The organism is Exiguobacterium sp. ZOR0005, from assembly GCF_000798975.1.
Lineage (GTDB): Bacteria > Bacillota > Bacilli > Exiguobacteriales > Exiguobacteriaceae > Exiguobacterium > Exiguobacterium aurantiacum.
On the sequence record NZ_JTLB01000031.1, the window covers coordinates 85980 to 102364 of the forward strand.

Here is a 16385-nt window from a genome sequence, read left to right on the forward strand (position 1 = left end):
AATCCCCCCTTTTCTTACATATAAATAGTGTACTTCTCTTTATGAAAGAACACTACGACAAACAAAAAAGGCCCGGGATGGCCCGGGCCTAGCGTGATTATTGGTTGACCGGTACGACGGCACCTTTGTATTCCTCTAAGATCCACTGCTGTGTCTCTTCTGACGTGAGAACCTCAAGGAGTGCTTTGACGCGCTCGTCATCTTCGTCACCTTCACGTGTGACGATCAAGTTGACGTACGGTGAATCTTCGCCTTCGAGTGCGATCGCGTCTTCAAGCGGGTTGAGTCCGGCATCAATCGCGTAGTTCGTGTTGATGAGAACGGCGTCGCCTTCTCCGTTGTTGTACGCCTGCGGGAGGAGGGCCGCCTCGACGTTCGTCTTGAACGTCAAGTTTTTCGGGTTGTCGACGATATCGGCAACCGTCGCTTCGACCGTCTTGCCTTCAGCGAGCGTGATCAAGCCTTCTGATTGGAGCATCGTGAGGATCCGGCCGTGGTCAGCGACCGATGAGCTCATGATGATCTCCGCACCGTCCGGAAGCTCATCGAGTGAGGCGTAGTCTTGTGAGTAGACACCGATCGGCTCGATGTGGACGCCTCCGGCTGAAGCGAATTTGTAGTCTTTGTTTTCAGCCATTTGTGACTCGAGGTATGGCTCGTGTTGGAAGTAGTTCGCGTCCAACTCGCCGTCCGCGAGCGTCTTGTTCGGGAGGACGTAGTCTTGGAACTTCGTGATTTCAAGCTTGTAGCCTTTTGCTTCGTATTCATCTTTGACGTGCTCCAAAATCTCCGCGTGCGGGACGTTCGATGCACCGATGACGAGCGTCTTGTCGTCGCCTGCGCCTGATTCTGAATCCCCGCCGCAAGCCGCGAGAATGGTGAGTGCTGATGCTGCCGTTAAACCGAGTACTGTTTTCCATGATTTCATGTGTGAACCCTCCAAATGTTTTTTTATGTGATTAAGCTGAACGCTTATCAATTCTTGTGACGAGTCGGTCTCCGATGAACTGGATGACGAAGACGATGACTAAGATGAGGACGGTCGCGACGAACGTCACGTCGTTCCGCGAACGCTGGAACCCGTCAAGGAACGCCAAGTTACCGAGGCCTCCCCCGCCGACGACACCTGCCATCGCCGTATAACCGACGATCGCGACGAGTGTGACCGTGATCCCCGACACGATGGCCGGGAGTGCCTCAGGGAACAACACTTTATAGATGATTTGCCATTTCGTCGCACCCATCGATTCGGCCGCCTCGATGACACCGCGGTCGATCTCACGAAGTGCGAGTTCGACCATCCGGGCATAGAACGGGGCTGCCCCGATAATGAGCGCCGGGAGCGCCGCCGTCGAACCGAGGATCGTCCCGACGACGATCTTCGTGAACGGGATGAGCAAGATGATCAAAATAATGAACGGGATCGAGCGGAAGACGTTGACGAACGCACTGACGACCGTGTAAATCGTCCGATTCTTCATCATGAGCGGCTCGTTCGTCACATAAAGGATCATCCCGAGTGCGAGACCGAAGGCGAACGTCGCGCCACCGGCGACGAGCGTCATATAAATCGTCTGCCACGTCTCTTCGAGCATGATCTCCCAGTCTACGTTAGGAAACATCGTTCTCCACCTCCACTTCCACTGCCTGCGATCGGATTGAGGCGATGGCCCGCTCGACTTCAGCCGGCTCTCCGATCAGTTGAATAAATAGCGTCCCGAGCGCGCCGACTTGCGACTGCGTCACGTTCCCGCCGATGATGTTGAACCCGATATCGTGCGTCTTCAAGACGTCTGAGAGAATCGGTTGTTCGGCCGTCTCGTTCAAGAACTTCAGCTTGACGATTTGACCGCTCGGATAGCGCGCCTTCAAATGTTCGAACGTGAGCGACATGTCGTCGACGGCGCCGATCTGTTTGACGAACTCTTTCGTGATCGGTTGTTCCGGGTGTTGGAACACGTCGGCGACTTGACCGATCTCGACGACTTTCCCCGCTTCCATGACGGCGACACGGTGACAAATCTTTTGGATGACGTGCATCTCGTGCGTGATGAGCACGATCGTCAGTCCGAGTTTCTTGTTGATGCTGACGAGCAACTCGAGAATCGAGTCAGTCGTCTTCGGGTCGAGCGCGCTCGTCGCTTCATCGCAGAGGAGCACTTCTGGATTCGTAGCGAGCGCACGGGCAATCCCGACTCGCTGCTTTTGACCGCCCGACAGTTGGGACGGATAGCTGTCTTCTCGTCCCGTCAATCCGACGAGATCGACGAGTTCTTCGACGCGGCGCTTGCGCTCGCTCGCCGGTACACCAATCAGCTCGAGCGGGAAGCTGATGTTCTCAGCGACCGTGCGCGACCAGAGAAGATTGAAGTGCTGAAACACCATCGAGACGTTTTTACGTACCCCGCGTAACTCTTTCGGGCTCAGCTTCGTCAGTTCGCTCCCTGCCACCTCGATCGAGCCGCTCGATGGCGACTCGAGACGGTTGAGGAGTCGAATGAGCGTCGACTTCCCTGCCCCTGAATATCCGATTATTCCAAAAATTTCGCCGCTTTCGATTGTAAGCGACACATCATCGACCGCCTGGACTCGACCGTTCTTCGTGTCGAACCATTTGGCCACATTGCGTAGTTGAATCAATCCCTTTCCCTCCTGACAACAAAAAAAGTACGCACGTTTGAGCAAACGTGCGTACTTTATCGGTACGGACAACGATTGCTCTCATCTTCCAAGGTTCTCACCTTGCTGGAATTAGCACCATTTCGGATTGCTCCGCGGTTGCTGGGCGTCATAGGGCCAGTCCCTCAGCCTCTCTTGATAAGAGTGTTGTTTATTCGATTAGCTTTATCATAGCGACACATTATTTTCATGTCAAACTATTTTATGCGAAAAAATAAAAAAAGGTGCCGTCCGAAGACGACACAGAACGTAGCACCTTGAGTCACAGGAAGGACAACCCATAGATGAACCCCTTTTGCCCGATCAGAGCATTCATCCTTAATATGGGGGATTTCGCTCGTCGATCACCCGATCCTCACATGTACCGAACGGTTACGCGGTCGGTATTCCTTCGCTTGATTTTTTTGGGGGACAATCGAAGGGAAGGTCCACTTAAAATCGCGTAAGCGAGTGGTTCGGCGATGTGAGAACGTCTTGATCGCGAGTAAATCGCGTCCTATTTTTGTGTTCAAGTAAGATGTTGTAATGAATATACCATTCGTGAACTTTCTGTGTCAACTGATTATTTAAAATTTTCAGATTATTCTAATGTTCCCATCTTACTTGACGAAAGATAGGACGTGCTGCACGTTTTGAAACGCGTACAATCGGTCTCGGACTTGGCCGTCTTCAAGCTTCAACAGCGCCGGTATACTCTTCACTTGGTACGCTTCTAACTCGTTCGGGATAAAGTTGGCATCGTGCTTTTCAATCTCGAGTGTCGGGTCGACCGCCTCGACGACCGCGAGCATCCGCTCGGCCACGGCGCATGTTCCACACATCGGGGCGTATATATATAACAATCCGTCTGTAATCATTTTTCTCACCTCTCTACTGATTATAAAAAGCTTCGGCCAGACATTCAAAAGTTGTGCTCGTTTTGAAAAAATTCTGAATACTTCCATTTTTCTGGTTGACGTGCACCCGAAAGAGGCATAGTATGGTCAATAACTTTAATGCTTTTGTACATAACAGTAAAAGAGAAGGATAGGTGAAGAAGACATGACGGAAGAACGACTTACCGGAAAACAGTTCTTGATGAACGTATTGAACGGACTCAGCCTTGCCATTTTGATCGCCCTCATTCCGAGCGCATTGCTCGGTGAATTGACGAAAGCCATCTTGCCGTATTTTCCGTCGCTCCAGTTCATCTTAGACGCGACGACGATCGCGATGCGCCTCCTCCCCGTCATCATCGGTGTCGCCGTCGCCATGCAGTTCGGACGCACGGCGCTCGAGGCCGGAACGATCGGGATCGCGACACACGTCGGCAGCGGCGCCATCCGCATCGAAGAGGGAGCCTTCCTCATGGCTGGTATCGGTGACGTCATCACAGCCGGTGTCACGGCAGCGCTTGCGACGTATCTCGTCATGCAGCTGGCACCGCGCTTGAAGACATACACGGTACTCGTCTTGCCGATGACGGTCATCGTCGTCGCCGGAGGCATCGGCTCGTTCCTGCTCACGTACATCTCACAGATCACGACGTACGTCGGGACGATTATCATGACGATGACCGAACTCCAGCCGGTCGTCATGGGTATCTTGATCGCGATGGCGTTCTCACTCATCATCGTCTCCCCGATCTCGACGGTCGGGATCGCGACGGCGATCAGTCTATCCGGCGTCGCGGCCGGCGCAGCCAACCTCGGTGTCGTCGCAGCCGGTTTCGGGCTCGCCATCGCCGGATGGCAGATGAATGCGACCGGCACGTCGATCGCCCACTTCCTCGGGTCACCGAAAATCCAGATGGCGAACTTCATCCGTCGTCCCATCATGATGCTGCCGGTGCTCGCGAACGCGGCCATCCTCGGAGCGCTCGCCGGTATCCTCCGCATTGAAGGCACCCCGATCAGTGCCGGGTTCGGTGTCTCGGGGCTCATCGGACCGATCAATGCGCTTCATTTGATGCCAGGCGGCTTCGCGCTCTTCAACGTCTTGCTCGTCATCGTCTTGTTCGGTCTCATCCCGATCGCGCTCGGTGTCTTCTTCTTCAAATTGTTCAACCGGACGCCGCTCATCCGCCCGGAACATTACCGCCTCGATTTCGAATGAACGATAAAACCCGGCTTCTCGTGAAGAGAAACCGGGTTTTGTTTAGCCTTGAATCATCGCTTCATATTCTTCGGCCGACATGAGCTTGTCGACGTCTGATGCGTCATTCAATTCGACTTCAATCATCCAAGCGCCTTCGAACGGTGCTTCGTTGACGAGTTCTGGTGAATCGGCGAGTGATTCGTTCACCGCTGTGATTTTCCCAGAGATTGGTGCGTAAAGCTCTGAGACCGTCTTGACCGACTCGACCGATCCGAACGGCTCATCGATTAGGATCGTGCCCCCGATTTCAGGAAGTTCGACGAACACGATGTCCCCGAGTTCGCTTTGTGCGAAATCTGTGATCCCGATGCGGGCCACGCTTCCGTTCACTTCAACCCATTCGTGTTCTTTTGAATAACGTAAATTGGCAGGTACTTTGCTCATCCTAACTTCCCCCTCAAATAAATTAGACTCACACGTGTATTATAGCACTTAGCCCCAAACGTCTGTAAACGACTTTTCTGAAAAACCGACCGTCGATTTTTCCCCGTCCGTCACGATCGGACGCTTTAAAAGCATACCATTGCTAGCGAGGAGGTCGAGTTGTTCGTCTTCTGACAAGTTTGGCAGTTTGTCTTTTATGCCTTCATTCCGATACACTTGCCCGCTCGTGTTGAAGAACTTTTTGAGCGGCAGGCCTGACTGCTTCCACAGTTCGGCCAACTCTTCTTTCGCCGGCGTCGCCTCGACGATATGGACGTATGTATAGTCGATGCCGTTCTCCTTTAACCATTTCTCTGCCTTCTTGCACGTGCTGCACGGCGGATAGCCGTATATTGTCACCATGTTCATCACCTCTTCTGTTAATGTAGCATATCTCGTTTCTCGGTATCACGTCCGAAGCAAACGTTCGATTTCCCGTTTCAGCGTCGCGTTGACGGGGTGGCGTTCTTCGATGTAGGCGAGGATGGCGGCAGCCGCCTCGACGGAACGTCCATATCCAAGTACCCCTTGCTCGAGAAACGCAATCATCTCCGGATGTTGAACTTCGACGCGCCGGGTCGGATTGAACGGGTCACTCGTCTCCCCGTGTGCTTTCAACACGTTGTTGACGGCCGATACTTGGATGAGCTCGAATCCTGCGAGCCGCTCACCCCGCCGCTCGCGGAGCAGGCCGACATATAGGTTCGTCAGCGCCTCTTCATAGCAATAAGCGGCGCCAGCAGCCTGTGCGATGATTTTTGGCGTAGCAAACGCTTCGAGCGCGTCGTCACGTTTCCAGACGATTCGCCCCGGTGTGTAAGCGATAGAAGGCATCTCAGGCAAGTCGAACACAGCGAACTCGGCATAAATCCCGTCCGCATACATGACCTTATGTCCGTCTTTCGTGTTCTGGAACTGGTAGGCAAGCGGCTCGACCTCGAGCCAATCTAACTGGTCGATAAACCGGGCCTTCTGACCGTCCTCAACAATTAAAAAGAAGTCGAGGTCCGAATAGTCGTCGAGCCGGTCCGTCTCGAGGCCGACCGAGCCGAGTGCAAGGAGCATGAGCGTGCCCTCATACTCTGCCACGGAACGGCCAATCGCATCCATCCGTTCTAGCAAGTCATCTCGTTTCATCCATATCCCCTCCTTCATCCATTGTACGAGGTCCTGTCACAAAAAAGAAAGAGCCGACCGCGTCCGGCCGACCCTTTCTCTCTTCTTATACGATGAACTTGTTCGCTTTGATCAAGCTCGCTGCGACTTCGCGCTTCGTGCCGATGACATTGATCGGCTGATAGCGGCTGAACTTCTTCATCGCTGAGAGAAGCATACGTTGCTCGTCGCCTGATGCCGCCGCGTACAACACTTCTTTCGCCATGAGTTCGACTTGCTTGAACACTTGCTCGGCGAAGATTTCCGTGTAGCGGACTTTTTGGGCGTTCTTCTCTTCACCGGTACGGCCGATCGCTTTGTCCGTCCGGGCGATCGCCGCCTCGAGCGCATAGATGGCGCTGATGATGTCGGCGAGCTTCGCGAGAATCTCTTGCTCGTTCTGCAGGTTTTGCTGATATTTCTGGACCGCCGTGCCGGCGACCATCAAGTTGATTTTCTTCATGTTCGATAGAAGCATCTTCTCACGAGCGAGCGGAGAACCGTCAAGTTCTTGCGGCATGTAGCTCATGAGCTCTTTTTGAAGTTTTTGCGCTTCCGCGAGGAGCGGCAAGTCGCCTTTCATCGCTTTCTTCAGAAGCGTGCCCGGCACGATCAACCGGTTGATCTCGTTCGTTCCTTCGAAGATGCGGTTGATGCGCGAGTCACGGTACAAGTTTTCGACCTCGTACTCGGTCATGAAGCCGTAACCGCCGTGGATTTGGACCGCTTCGTCGACGACGTAGTCGAACGTCTCCGAGGCGAACACTTTGTTGAGCGAGCACTCGATCGCGTACTCGGCGATCGCTTGGGCGACTTTCGAGCCGTCACGCATGTTGTCGTCGCCGAGGGCGTCGAGGCTGTCTTGGAACAGACCGCCCGTGCGGTACACCGAGCTCTCCATCGCGTAAATGTTCGCCGCCATCGTCGCTAATTTTTCTTGGATGAGCGGGAACTGACTGATCGGCGTCTTGAACTGTTTGCGTTCGTTCGCATACTGGACCGAGAGATCGAACGCGCGTTTCGATGAACCGACCGCGCCGACGGCGAGTTTGTAACGACCGACGTTCAAGATGTTGAAGGCGATGACGTGTCCTTTACCGATTTCTCCGAGGAGGTTGTCGACTGGGACTTCAACGTCTTCTAAAATGAGCGTCCGTGTCGATGACCCTTTGATACCCATCTTCTGTTCTTCGGCACCTGTCGAGACACCTTTGAAGTCACGCTCGACGATGAAGGCGCTGAACTTATCGCCGTCGATTTTCGCGTAGACGACGAAGACGTTCGCGAAACCAGCGTTCGTGATCCATTGCTTTTCACCGTTCAACACGTAATGCGTGCCGGCCTCGTTCAAGACGGCCGTCGATTTCGCACCGAGCGCGTCCGACCCTGAGCCTGGCTCTGTGAGCGCGTACGCCGCGATCCATTCACCGGTCGCGAGCTTCGGCAAGTACTTATGCTTTTGCTCTTCTGTTCCGAAGAAGACGATTGGAAGCGTCCCGATCCCGACGTGCGCGCCATAGCTGAGTGCGAACGAACGGGCTTTGGCGAACCGTTCGGTGATAATCGATGATGAGATCTTGTCGAGCTGGTAGCCGCCGTACTCTTCCGGCACGTCCGCACCGAGGAGACCGAGCTCGCCCGCTTCTTTCAACAATTCGACCGAAAGATCGAACTCGTGTTTCTCGATGCGTCCGAGCACCGGCATGACACGGTCGTCGACGAAGCTCGCCGTCGTGTCACCGATCATCTTATGCTCATCCGAGAAGTCTTCCGGTGTGAAGAGACGATCCGCGTCGAGTGCGTCGATGACGAAGCTACCGCCTTTAATCAATTCGTGTTCTGTCCGTTCCATAGTCAATTCCCCCTTATAGTAATTCGAAGACGCCAGCAGCGCCCATTCCGCCACCGATGCACATCGTCACAACCCCATACTTTTCATTGCGTCGTTTCATCTCATGCAAGATCGAGACCGCGAGTTTCGCGCCCGTACAACCGAGCGGGTGCCCGAGGGCGATGGCGCCGCCGTTCACGTTCACTTTCGACGGGTCGATCCCGAGTTCACGGATGACACCGAGCGATTGGCTCGCGAACGCCTCGTTCAATTCGAACAATCCGACTTCTTCGAGCTTCACGCCGGCCATCTCGAGCGCTTTCGGGATGGCGACGACGGGACCGATCCCCATCACTTCCGGACGAACCCCACCGACGGCGAACGAGAGGAACTTCGCCATCGGCTTCAAGCCTTGGCGTTCGGCTTCTTCCCGCTCCATGACGAGCACGGCCGCAGCTCCGTCTGATACTTGCGACGCGTTCCCCGCTGTCACCGAGCCTTTGATTTTGAACGCCGGGCGCAGCTTGCCGAGCGCTTCGACGGTCGAGTCGGCGCGGACGCCTTCGTCGTGTTTGACGACGACTTCACGTTCCGCGACTTTGCCGTCTTCTCCGAGCACGTGCTCGATGACCGTCACCGGGACGATCTCTTCTTCGAATTTGCCGCCGGCGATCGCGGCCGCCGCTTTTTGATGGCTGTCGATGGCGAACCGGTCTTGGTCTTCCCGCGAGATGTTGTACTCGGCCGCGACTCGTTCTGCCGTATGGCCCATGCTCATGTAGTACTCAGGTGCCGTCTCCATAATTGTCGGGTTCGGACGGATGACGTGCCCGCCCATCGGCACGAGGCTCATCGATTCCATGCCGCCGGCGATGACCGCCGTCGCTTGGCCGATCATGATTTTCGCAGCCGCGTCGGCGATTGCTTGTAAGCCCGACGAACAGTAGCGGTTGATCGTGATGGCTGGTACTTCGTGGGACAATCCGCCGCGAACGGCCGCATAACGGGCGATGTTCATCCCTTGCTCTGCTTCCGGCATCGCACATCCCATAATGACGTCATCGATTGGGCCGTTGTAGCCGGCCCGTTCGAGCGTCGCTTTAATCGCATGTCCGGCAAGTTCGTCCGAGCGAACGTTTCGGAACGATCCCCGTTTTGCTTTTCCGACCGGCGTCCGTGCGCCGGCCACGATGACTGCTTCCCTCATCTGTGAAATCCCCCTTTTATCAGTTCCGAAGTGGCTTGCCTTTGACGAGCATATGTTGCATCCGTTGCTGCGATTTTGGTTCTCCGATGAGGCTTAAGAACGCCTCGCGCTCGATGTCGAGGAAGTATTGCTCGTCGACCATCGTGCCGTACGCCAAATCGCCGCCGCTGATGACGTGGGCGAGTTTCTTCGCGATCTTCAAGTCATGCTCTGAAATGTAGCCACCGTAGAACATCTCGTACGCCGCAAGTTCGAGCGTCGCTTTCCCCGTCTGACCGACGACCGGTAACTTCTCACGTACCGGTGCCGTGTAGCCGTCGGCTAGTCCGAGCACCGTCTGTTTCGCATCGAACGTCAAGTGGTCGCGGTTCATCGAGATGCCGTCGACCGCACGGTGATAACCGAGTGTCTTCGCATCGTACGCCGACTTCGACACTTTCGCCATCGCGATGTTCTGGAACGTCTGTTGCGCTGCCTTCTCGATGTTTTGCATCGATTGCGGCGTCTGCTCCAAGAAACGACGATACGTGTTGACGTTTCCGCCTCCGCCCGGGATAAGTCCGACCCCGACTTCAACGAGACCCATGTACGTCTCGAGCGCCGTCTGCATGCGGGCTGCCGGCAAGCTGATCTCTGTGCCGCCGCCGAGCGTCATACCGTACGGTGCGACGACGACCGGGCGACCTGCGTAGCGAATCTTCTGCACGACTTGTTGGAACTTGTTGATGATCCAGTCGAGTTCGTACCAGTTCTCGTCTTCCGCTTCCATGAGCATCATCGCGAGGTTAGCGCCGACGCAGAAGTTTTTGCCGTCGTTGGCGAGGACGAGTCCTTTGAAGTCTGTCTCGACGCGGTCGATCGATTGCTCGATCATCTGCATGATATCGACGCCGATCGCATTGTTCGGTGATGTGAACTCGAGGGCGACGACATCGTCGCCGATATCGATGAGGCGGGCCCCGCCGTTCTCAAGCACGATTCCGTTCGACTTGGCGAGCGGTGCGAGTTTCAGCTCTTTCGGGTTGACGGTCTTCTCGACGTACGTCTGCGACGCTTTGTCGTAATACTGGTCACCTTTATAGAAGGAAGTATGTCCGGCAGCGAGCATCTCATCGATCCACGCCGGGACGTCGTACCCTTCTTGCTTCATTCGCGCCGCTGATTTTTCAAGCCCAAGCGCGTCCCACGTCTCGAACGGCCCGAATTTCCAGCCGAAGCCCCATTTCATGGCGTCATCGATGGCGACGATCGAGTCACTGATCTCGCCCGTGAGACGTGCCGAGTAGGCGAGCGTCTTCGCTGTGATTGGCCAGAGCAGCTGCCCGATGCGTCCCTTGTTCAAGACGGCGCCTTTCAACTTCGCTTTCGAGCCCGGGAGCGACTTGATTTGGTCGAGTTCCGGACCTGTAATCGCTTTCAATTGTTCGTATTCGAACGTTTGGAGATTGAGTTCCTGGATGATTTTCCCGTCTTTCTTATAGAAGCCTTGGCCGGCCTTTTGTCCGACCCAGCCTTTTTCGACGAGCGTCTTCATCTCGGCCGGTACGTCGAACGTGTCTTTCTCCTCGCCCGCCTCGAGCGTCTCGAAGACGTTTCCGGCGACGTGGACGAACGTGTCGATCCCGACGACGTCGAGCGTGCGGAACGTCGCTGATTTCGGTCGTCCGATGAGCGGACCGGTGATCGAGTCCATCTCACCGATTGAGGCGTTCTGCTTGAGCATCTCTTCGAACGTGACGAGAAGGCCATACGTGCCGATGCGGTTGCCGATGAAGTTCGGCGTGTCTTTCGCTTCAACGACGCCTTTGCCGAGACGGTCCTCCGCGAAACGAGCCATGAAATCGATGACCGGACGGGCCGTCTTCTCCGTCGGAATCAGTTCGAGCAGCTTCAAATAGCGCGGCGGGTTGAAGAAGTGCGTCCCGAGGAAACGGTGTTGCAATCCTTCCGGGAGGACGCTCGCCATCGCCTCGATTGAGATACCGGACGTGTTCGAGCTGAGAATCGCGTCTTCACGGATGTAAGGTGCGATCTTTTCGAACAGCTGTTGTTTCACGTCGAGCCGTTCGACGACGACTTCGATGACCCAGTCGGCTTCTTTCAAGCGCTCGAGATCGTCTTCTAAATTACCGACGTCGATAAAGTTCAAGTGCTCCGGTGTCGCGAGCGGTGCCGGGTTTTGCTTTAACAACTTTTGACGGTTTTCTGAAGCGATGCGATTGCGTACTTCCGGTGACTCGAGTGTGAGCCCTTTCGCTTCTTCTTTTGCCGTCAATTCCCGCGGTACGATGTCGAGCATGAGCGAACGAATCCCCGCGTTCGCCAAGTGAGCCGCAATCCCCGCCCCCATTACTCCTGAACCGATGACGACCGCAAAACGGATATTGCTCGTCAAACGGAGGTCGGCTGATTGTTCGATGTGACTCGTCATATTGTTCCCCCCTCAATGAGAATGAATAGTGATTCATTTCACGCGTAAAAAAAATCGCAATCACCATCGTGTTTACTCTTCTATCATAAATGAATGAACATTCATTCGCAAGCCCGCATTTTTCAAATTCATTCCATTTCACGAATTAATGATTAATTATTGAGACGAGTGGTATAGACACAAAGAGTCAATTTTAGAAAGGGGAATGTACACATGAGTGACAATCGTTTAAACACAGTCGGAAGTCGAAAAGACTTTGAAGCGTTCAAGAAGGACGGCCAAGAGCAAGCCCATCAACCGGGCATCGACTCGAAGATGGAGCCGTTCCCCATCTATGAGCGTGAAGGATATAAAGGAAGCGATAAATTGAAAGACAAAGTCGCTATCATCACGGGTGGCGACTCAGGCATCGGAAAATCAGTCGCCATCTTCTTCGCCCATGAAGGCGCGAAGTCGGTCATCGTCTATAAGGATCAAAACGAGCTCGAGGACGCCGAGGCGACGAAAGAACGCATCGAAGAACTTGGTCAGGCGTGTCTCTTGCTCCAAGGGGACATCGGCGATTCAAATTTCTGCCAAGACGTCGTCAAACAAACGCTCGAGACGTTCGGTCATTTGGACATCCTCGTCAATAACGCTGCCGAGCAACATCCGCAAGAGTCGCTCCTCGACATCTCGGACGAGCAACTCGAGCAGACGTTCCGGACGAATATCTTCAGCATGTTCTATTTGACGAAGGCCGCCCTCCCGTACTTGAACGAAGGGGCAAGCATCATCAACACGACGTCGATCACGGCGTATGAGGGTAACGACCAATTGATCGACTACTCGTCGACGAAAGGCGCGATCACATCGTTCACGCGCTCGCTCGCCAAAAACTTGGCAGAGAAGAAGATTCGCGTCAACGGTGTCGCACCAGGTCCGATTTGGACGCCGCTCATCCCGGCGACGTTCCCGGCGGAGAAAGTCGCCTCGTTCGGTGACTCGGCCGAGATGAAACGTCCAGGTCAACCGGCAGAACTCGCCCCGGCGTATGTCTATCTCGCAAGCGACGACTCGACATACGTCAGTGGGCAGGTCATGCACGTCAACGGCGGGACGGTCGTGAACGGATAATCTTGTCAAAAGGCCCAGTGTTCAGTCACTGGGCCTTTTTGTTGGGAAATTAACCCATACTATGTTAGCGTTGTCTGCAGACATTAACCCCGTCATTCAGACGGAAGGAAGGAGCCAGTGGTGGATGATTCATTACCAATTGACACAAGATGATTTTTTCGCTTTTCAAAAGAATTTCATCGGAACTTCGCCTTACCATAAAAGATTTTCTAGATTTTACACGGCCATACTTTCGCTCCTTGCAGCTTATCTCGGGTTTGCACTCGTCATCATTTTGTTGCCTCGAACGATTTCTTCTGCCCCGCTCATTCTCGCACTCGCCGTCGGTGCTAGTGTATTGTCGGTGCTTCTCCAACTTCGCTTCTCTAAAAAAATGTACCAAAACATGACGCTTTGGCAATTTCGCTATATGCTGAAACAAAATACGAAATGGCCACGTGACGTCACATTGTATTTTAATGAGTTCGGACTCGAGGTCAACTCCCTTCATAACCACGTAAATAAACGGATTCAAGTCGCATGGGAAGCAATCGAACGTGTGAGCGAAGACGAGACAAACTATTATTTATACTTTGAAGTAAGGGAAGCGGTTATTGTCCCGAAGCAAAACAACACGCTAAGTGAGACTGAACAAACTAAAATCAACGACTTGTTGGAAAAACATTTGAGCATCTCATTCTAATCACCTATTGCATCAAGAGTTCGACGTGATTCTACGTCTGTATGGAAGGCAATGGATGAGCACGACTATGACTTAACTCAGAAAGGAGTAGCAAATGGTCACCACATATAAAATGACACTTGAAGATTTTCTATCATTTCATAATGATTTGAGTCACCATTCAAACCTATATGAACGAAATCGCAAACTATGGCTGTTCATTATGATGATCCCTACGTTCGCTCTTGGCTATGTGCTTACGGCCTTTGTGTTACCTCGCCCCGAGTCTCCTGTTTTATTTTATTTACTCCCAGTAGGTGTCGGGATTTTGTTCACGCTGTTACTCAGGCCACTCCTAAAGGATTTGCACGGCCCATTCGCCATTTGGATAGCTCGGCAGCAACTAAAAAAACATAACGTTTGGCCAAAAGACATCACGCTCCACCTTGATGATACCCATGTCGAGATGCATGTCGTTCGTGGTAAAGTCAGTCGAACGACGCAAATCCCTTGGACATCTATTTTCAAAGTGAACGAGGATGAGACACATCGTTTCCTCTATTTCGAAGAAGATGAGGCATTAATCATTCCTAAGGCAAGAGACGGAATTACGGAAGTCGAACAAAGTGAAATCGATCGGATACTCGAAAAACATATAAATACAGAAAAGCACACAAGTTCCAGATGAACTTGTGTGCTTGTTTCATTTCTTGACCATTCCTTTTAACACGAACGCCACGTTCGCCGGACGTTCCGCGAGGCGGCGCATGAAGTAGCCGTACCAGTCGCGGCCGTATGGCACGTAGACACGGACTTTATAACCTTGGCGGACGAGCTCGAGTTGACGCTCGACACGGATGCCGTACAGCATTTGGAACTCGAACTGGTCGAGCGGGATGTCGTTCAGTTTCACGTGCTCGATGATGGCATCGATCATGTGGTCGTCATGAGTCGCGATCGAGGCGTAGTTCCCGTTCGCAAGATGGAGTTTGACGAGCTTCAAATAGTTGTGGTCGACGTCTTCTTTCTCTGGGAAGGCGACCGTCGCCGGCTCTTTATACGCCCCTTTGACGATGCGAAGGTTCGGCTTGAGCGATGCGAGATGATTGATGTCGTCTTCTGAGCGGTACAAGTACGATTGGATGACCGTCCCGAGGCCCTCGAAGTCCGTTTTCAACTTCTTGAACAAATCGAGCGTCTTCTCGCAACGTGACTCGTCTTCCATGTCGATGGCGACGAAGACACCGACACGTTGTGCGGTCGTCAAAATTTGACGCATGTTGTCTTCAATCAATTCGTCTGAAATATCAAATCCGAGTGACGTCAACTTGAGTGACATGTACGCGTCGAGATTCTCTTCTGCCATGATCTCGATCGCCCGAATGATCTCGTCACGATTCTCTGTCGCTTCCTCTACAGTCGTAATGAACTCCCCTAAATGGTCGACCGTGACCGATAACCCTTTCGCGTTCAATTCGCGAATCGTCGGTACCGACGTCTTGAAATCTTCCCCCGCCACAAAGCGCGAAGCCCCGAACCGAAGCCCGTATTTTTTAGCCAAACTGTTGAGTGTTTTGTTTTGAGACATGTAAATAAATCCATCGCGCAACACTTTTTCCATCTGCTTTTCCCCCTTACGTTTACACCCATCTATCTCTATGACGATGTCTGAAATTATTATGACATACAAACATCAATTCGTCTGTATTTTTGTAACCGTTTGCAGCAGTTTATTACCCAACTTTTCAAAAAAACGGACGCCCTCTCGGACGTCCGGTTCATAGGTGTGTCGTCGGTGCGACATAGAGCAAAATACTGAGGAAAATGAACACACTTCCGGCAAGGACGAACAAATGCCAAATCGCATGGTTGAACGGTAACTTCTGCCACACGTAGAACACGATCCCGACCGAATAGGCGATCCCGCCGGCGAGGAGCAACATGAACCCGGTATGCCCGAGCGACTCATAGAGCGGACGGATTGCGATGATGCAAATCCAGCCGAGCCCAAGATACGTCACGTTCGACACCCACATGTACTTCCCCGTCGAGAACAGCTTCCAGATGATGCCAAGAATGGCGACACCCCAGACGATGCCGAAGAGCGTCCAACCGAGTCTGCCTTGGAGCGAGACGAGCGCGAACGGCGTGTAGCTCCCGGCGATGAGTAAGTAAATGCCTGCATGGTCGAACACTTGGAGTACACGCTTCGCCCGCGGGTGCGGAATCGCATGCATGAGGGTCGAGAAGAGGTACAGCAAAATCATCGACACCCCGAAGACGCTCACCGCGATGACGTTCCATGTGCTCCCCGTCTCGGTCGCACTCATGACGAGCAAGACGAGCGCGACGATACTGAAGATGACCCCGAGACCGTGCGTGACGGCGCTCGCGATCTCTTCCCCGAGCGTATCGGTATGGAGCATCTCTTTTAACTTCTCTTGTTCCATTCGGGTCCCACCTTTCTGTATTCCTCTAGTATGGTCATTTCCCGATTTCGTTGCAAACAAAAACATGGGTCGCGAGGACCCATGTCGATTTGTTACGCGACTTCTTTCACTGGAACGTCACATTCCATGTTCTGGGCCCGCATCGAACGGGCGCGCACGTGGAACAGGACGAGCAGCGTGATGGTCCCGATCGTGGCGATGACGTACGGGATCGGTCCGTCCATCTTGAAGCCGATCGGCGCCGTCAGGATGTAGAACCAGACCGCGTACAGCATGAACGTGCCCGGGACGAGCGC

Annotated in this window: 16 protein-coding genes, 1 pseudogene and 1 riboswitch; of the genes and pseudogenes, 4 read left to right on the forward strand and 13 right to left on the reverse strand. The window is 53.5% G+C overall.

From position 1 onward, the window contains the following. Positions 1–97 precede the first annotated feature (97 nt). The 4 genes from L971_RS13375 to L971_RS13390 form a co-directional block, all read right to left on the reverse strand. Complete coding sequence (locus tag L971_RS13375; protein ID WP_029334632.1) at positions 98–928, reverse strand: MetQ/NlpA family ABC transporter substrate-binding protein; 831 nt, start codon at positions 926–928, stop codon at positions 98–100. 31 nt (positions 929–959) lie between these two features. Continuing rightward, positions 960–1622: a methionine ABC transporter permease gene (locus tag L971_RS13380; protein WP_029334631.1), complete on the reverse strand. Its 663-nt coding sequence runs from the start codon at positions 1620–1622 to the stop codon at positions 960–962. Further along, positions 1612–2640, reverse strand: coding sequence for a methionine ABC transporter ATP-binding protein (locus L971_RS13385; RefSeq protein WP_047376276.1), 1029 nt, complete (start codon positions 2638–2640; stop codon positions 1612–1614). Before L971_RS13385 ends, L971_RS13380 begins: the two co-directional genes overlap by 11 nt. A gap of 78 nt (positions 2641–2718) precedes the next feature. Next, positions 2719–2824: riboswitch (SAM riboswitch) on the reverse strand. Positions 2825–3278: 454 nt separating this feature from the next. Beyond that, positions 3279–3536: a thioredoxin family protein gene (locus L971_RS13390; protein ID WP_047376278.1), complete on the reverse strand. Its 258-nt coding sequence runs from the start codon at positions 3534–3536 to the stop codon at positions 3279–3281. 184 nt (positions 3537–3720) lie between these two features. Between L971_RS13390 and L971_RS13395 the strand changes: the two genes are divergently transcribed. Further along, positions 3721–4773 (forward strand): PTS transporter subunit IIC, encoded by a 1053-nt coding sequence (locus L971_RS13395; protein ID WP_024372288.1) that lies wholly within the window; start codon positions 3721–3723, stop codon positions 4771–4773. 42 nt (positions 4774–4815) lie between these two features. On the opposite strand, the gene gcvH is transcribed toward L971_RS13395, so the two are convergent. The 6 genes from gcvH to L971_RS13425 all read right to left on the reverse strand — a co-directional run bounded on the left by gcvH (position 4816) and on the right by L971_RS13425 (position 11862). Continuing rightward, complete coding sequence (gcvH, locus tag L971_RS13400; RefSeq protein ID WP_024372289.1) at positions 4816–5199, reverse strand: glycine cleavage system protein GcvH; 384 nt, start codon at positions 5197–5199, stop codon at positions 4816–4818. 48 nt (positions 5200–5247) lie between these two features. Then, positions 5248–5601 (reverse strand): arsenate reductase family protein, encoded by a 354-nt coding sequence (locus L971_RS13405; protein WP_024372290.1) that lies wholly within the window; start codon positions 5599–5601, stop codon positions 5248–5250. 45 nt (positions 5602–5646) lie between these two features. Beyond that, positions 5647–6375: a hypothetical protein gene (locus tag L971_RS13410; RefSeq protein ID WP_047376281.1), complete on the reverse strand. Its 729-nt coding sequence runs from the start codon at positions 6373–6375 to the stop codon at positions 5647–5649. 85 nt (positions 6376–6460) lie between these two features. Continuing rightward, the gene (locus L971_RS13415; protein ID WP_024372292.1) at positions 6461–8245 is read right to left on the reverse strand and encodes an acyl-CoA dehydrogenase family protein; all 1785 of its coding nucleotides are present in this window, start codon (positions 8243–8245) and stop codon (positions 6461–6463) included. Positions 8246–8258: 13 nt separating this feature from the next. Continuing rightward, the gene (locus L971_RS13420; RefSeq protein WP_024372293.1) at positions 8259–9431 is read right to left on the reverse strand and encodes an acetyl-CoA C-acetyltransferase; all 1173 of its coding nucleotides are present in this window, start codon (positions 9429–9431) and stop codon (positions 8259–8261) included. 19 nt (positions 9432–9450) lie between these two features. Further along, on the reverse strand, positions 9451–11862 hold the full coding sequence (locus L971_RS13425; RefSeq protein ID WP_047376284.1) for a 3-hydroxyacyl-CoA dehydrogenase/enoyl-CoA hydratase family protein: 2412 nt from the start codon (positions 11860–11862) through the stop codon (positions 9451–9453). Positions 11863–12075: 213 nt separating this feature from the next. On the opposite strand from L971_RS13425, the gene L971_RS13430 reads away from it, so the two are divergent. From L971_RS13430 to L971_RS13440, 3 genes are all read left to right on the forward strand, one after another. After that, entirely contained in the window at positions 12076–12978 is a 903-nt protein-coding gene (locus L971_RS13430) for an SDR family oxidoreductase (RefSeq protein ID WP_024372295.1), read from the forward strand. A gap of 124 nt (positions 12979–13102) precedes the next feature. Continuing rightward, positions 13103–13660, forward strand: coding sequence for a YcxB family protein (locus tag L971_RS13435; protein WP_047376287.1), 558 nt, complete (start codon positions 13103–13105; stop codon positions 13658–13660). A 94-nt stretch (positions 13661–13754) separates the two neighbouring features. Further along, complete coding sequence (locus L971_RS13440; RefSeq protein WP_047376290.1) at positions 13755–14327, forward strand: YcxB family protein; 573 nt, start codon at positions 13755–13757, stop codon at positions 14325–14327. A 15-nt stretch (positions 14328–14342) separates the two neighbouring features. Here L971_RS13440 and L971_RS13445 read toward each other — a convergent pair whose 3' ends face one another. From L971_RS13445 to L971_RS15200, 3 genes and pseudogenes are all read right to left on the reverse strand, one after another. Next, complete coding sequence (locus tag L971_RS13445; RefSeq protein WP_024372298.1) at positions 14343–15260, reverse strand: proline dehydrogenase family protein; 918 nt, start codon at positions 15258–15260, stop codon at positions 14343–14345. Between the two features lie 157 nt (positions 15261–15417). Beyond that, a complete protein-coding gene (locus tag L971_RS13450) occupies positions 15418–16089 on the reverse strand; it encodes a hemolysin III family protein (RefSeq protein WP_047376292.1) in 672 nt (223 codons plus the stop codon). Positions 16090–16181: 92 nt separating this feature from the next. Continuing rightward, a pseudogene (locus L971_RS15200) lies at positions 16182–16385 on the reverse strand (carbon starvation protein A); the annotation flags it as partial.

What these genes read in the sequence shown, in the direction of transcription:
- L971_RS13375 (WP_029334632.1), bottom strand. Translation starts at nt 928, where the DNA reads ATGAAATCATGGAAAACAGTACTCGGTTTAACGGCAGCATCAGCACTC.
- L971_RS13380 (WP_029334631.1), bottom strand. Translation starts at nt 1,622, where the DNA reads ATGTTTCCTAACGTAGACTGGGAGATCATGCTCGAAGAGACGTGGCAG.
- L971_RS13390 (WP_047376278.1), bottom strand. Translation starts at nt 3,536, where the DNA reads ATGATTACAGACGGATTGTTATATATATACGCCCCGATGTGTGGAACA.
- L971_RS13395 (WP_024372288.1), top strand. Translation starts at nt 3,721, where the DNA reads ATGACGGAAGAACGACTTACCGGAAAACAGTTCTTGATGAACGTATTG.
- gcvH (WP_024372289.1), bottom strand. Translation starts at nt 5,199, where the DNA reads ATGAGCAAAGTACCTGCCAATTTACGTTATTCAAAAGAACACGAATGG.
- L971_RS13405 (WP_024372290.1), bottom strand. Translation starts at nt 5,601, where the DNA reads ATGGTGACAATATACGGCTATCCGCCGTGCAGCACGTGCAAGAAGGCA.
- L971_RS13410 (WP_047376281.1), bottom strand. Translation starts at nt 6,375, where the DNA reads ATGAAACGAGATGACTTGCTAGAACGGATGGATGCGATTGGCCGTTCC.
- L971_RS13415 (WP_024372292.1), bottom strand. Translation starts at nt 8,245, where the DNA reads ATGGAACGGACAGAACACGAATTGATTAAAGGCGGTAGCTTCGTCATC.
- L971_RS13420 (WP_024372293.1), bottom strand. Translation starts at nt 9,431, where the DNA reads ATGAGGGAAGCAGTCATCGTGGCCGGCGCACGGACGCCGGTCGGAAAA.
- L971_RS13425 (WP_047376284.1), bottom strand. Translation starts at nt 11,862, where the DNA reads ATGACGAGTCACATCGAACAATCAGCCGACCTCCGTTTGACGAGCAAT.
- L971_RS13430 (WP_024372295.1), top strand. Translation starts at nt 12,076, where the DNA reads ATGAGTGACAATCGTTTAAACACAGTCGGAAGTCGAAAAGACTTTGAA.
- L971_RS13435 (WP_047376287.1), top strand. Translation starts at nt 13,103, where the DNA reads ATGATTCATTACCAATTGACACAAGATGATTTTTTCGCTTTTCAAAAG.
- L971_RS13440 (WP_047376290.1), top strand. Translation starts at nt 13,755, where the DNA reads ATGGTCACCACATATAAAATGACACTTGAAGATTTTCTATCATTTCAT.
- L971_RS13445 (WP_024372298.1), bottom strand. Translation starts at nt 15,260, where the DNA reads ATGGAAAAAGTGTTGCGCGATGGATTTATTTACATGTCTCAAAACAAA.
- L971_RS13450 (WP_047376292.1), bottom strand. Translation starts at nt 16,089, where the DNA reads ATGGAACAAGAGAAGTTAAAAGAGATGCTCCATACCGATACGCTCGGG.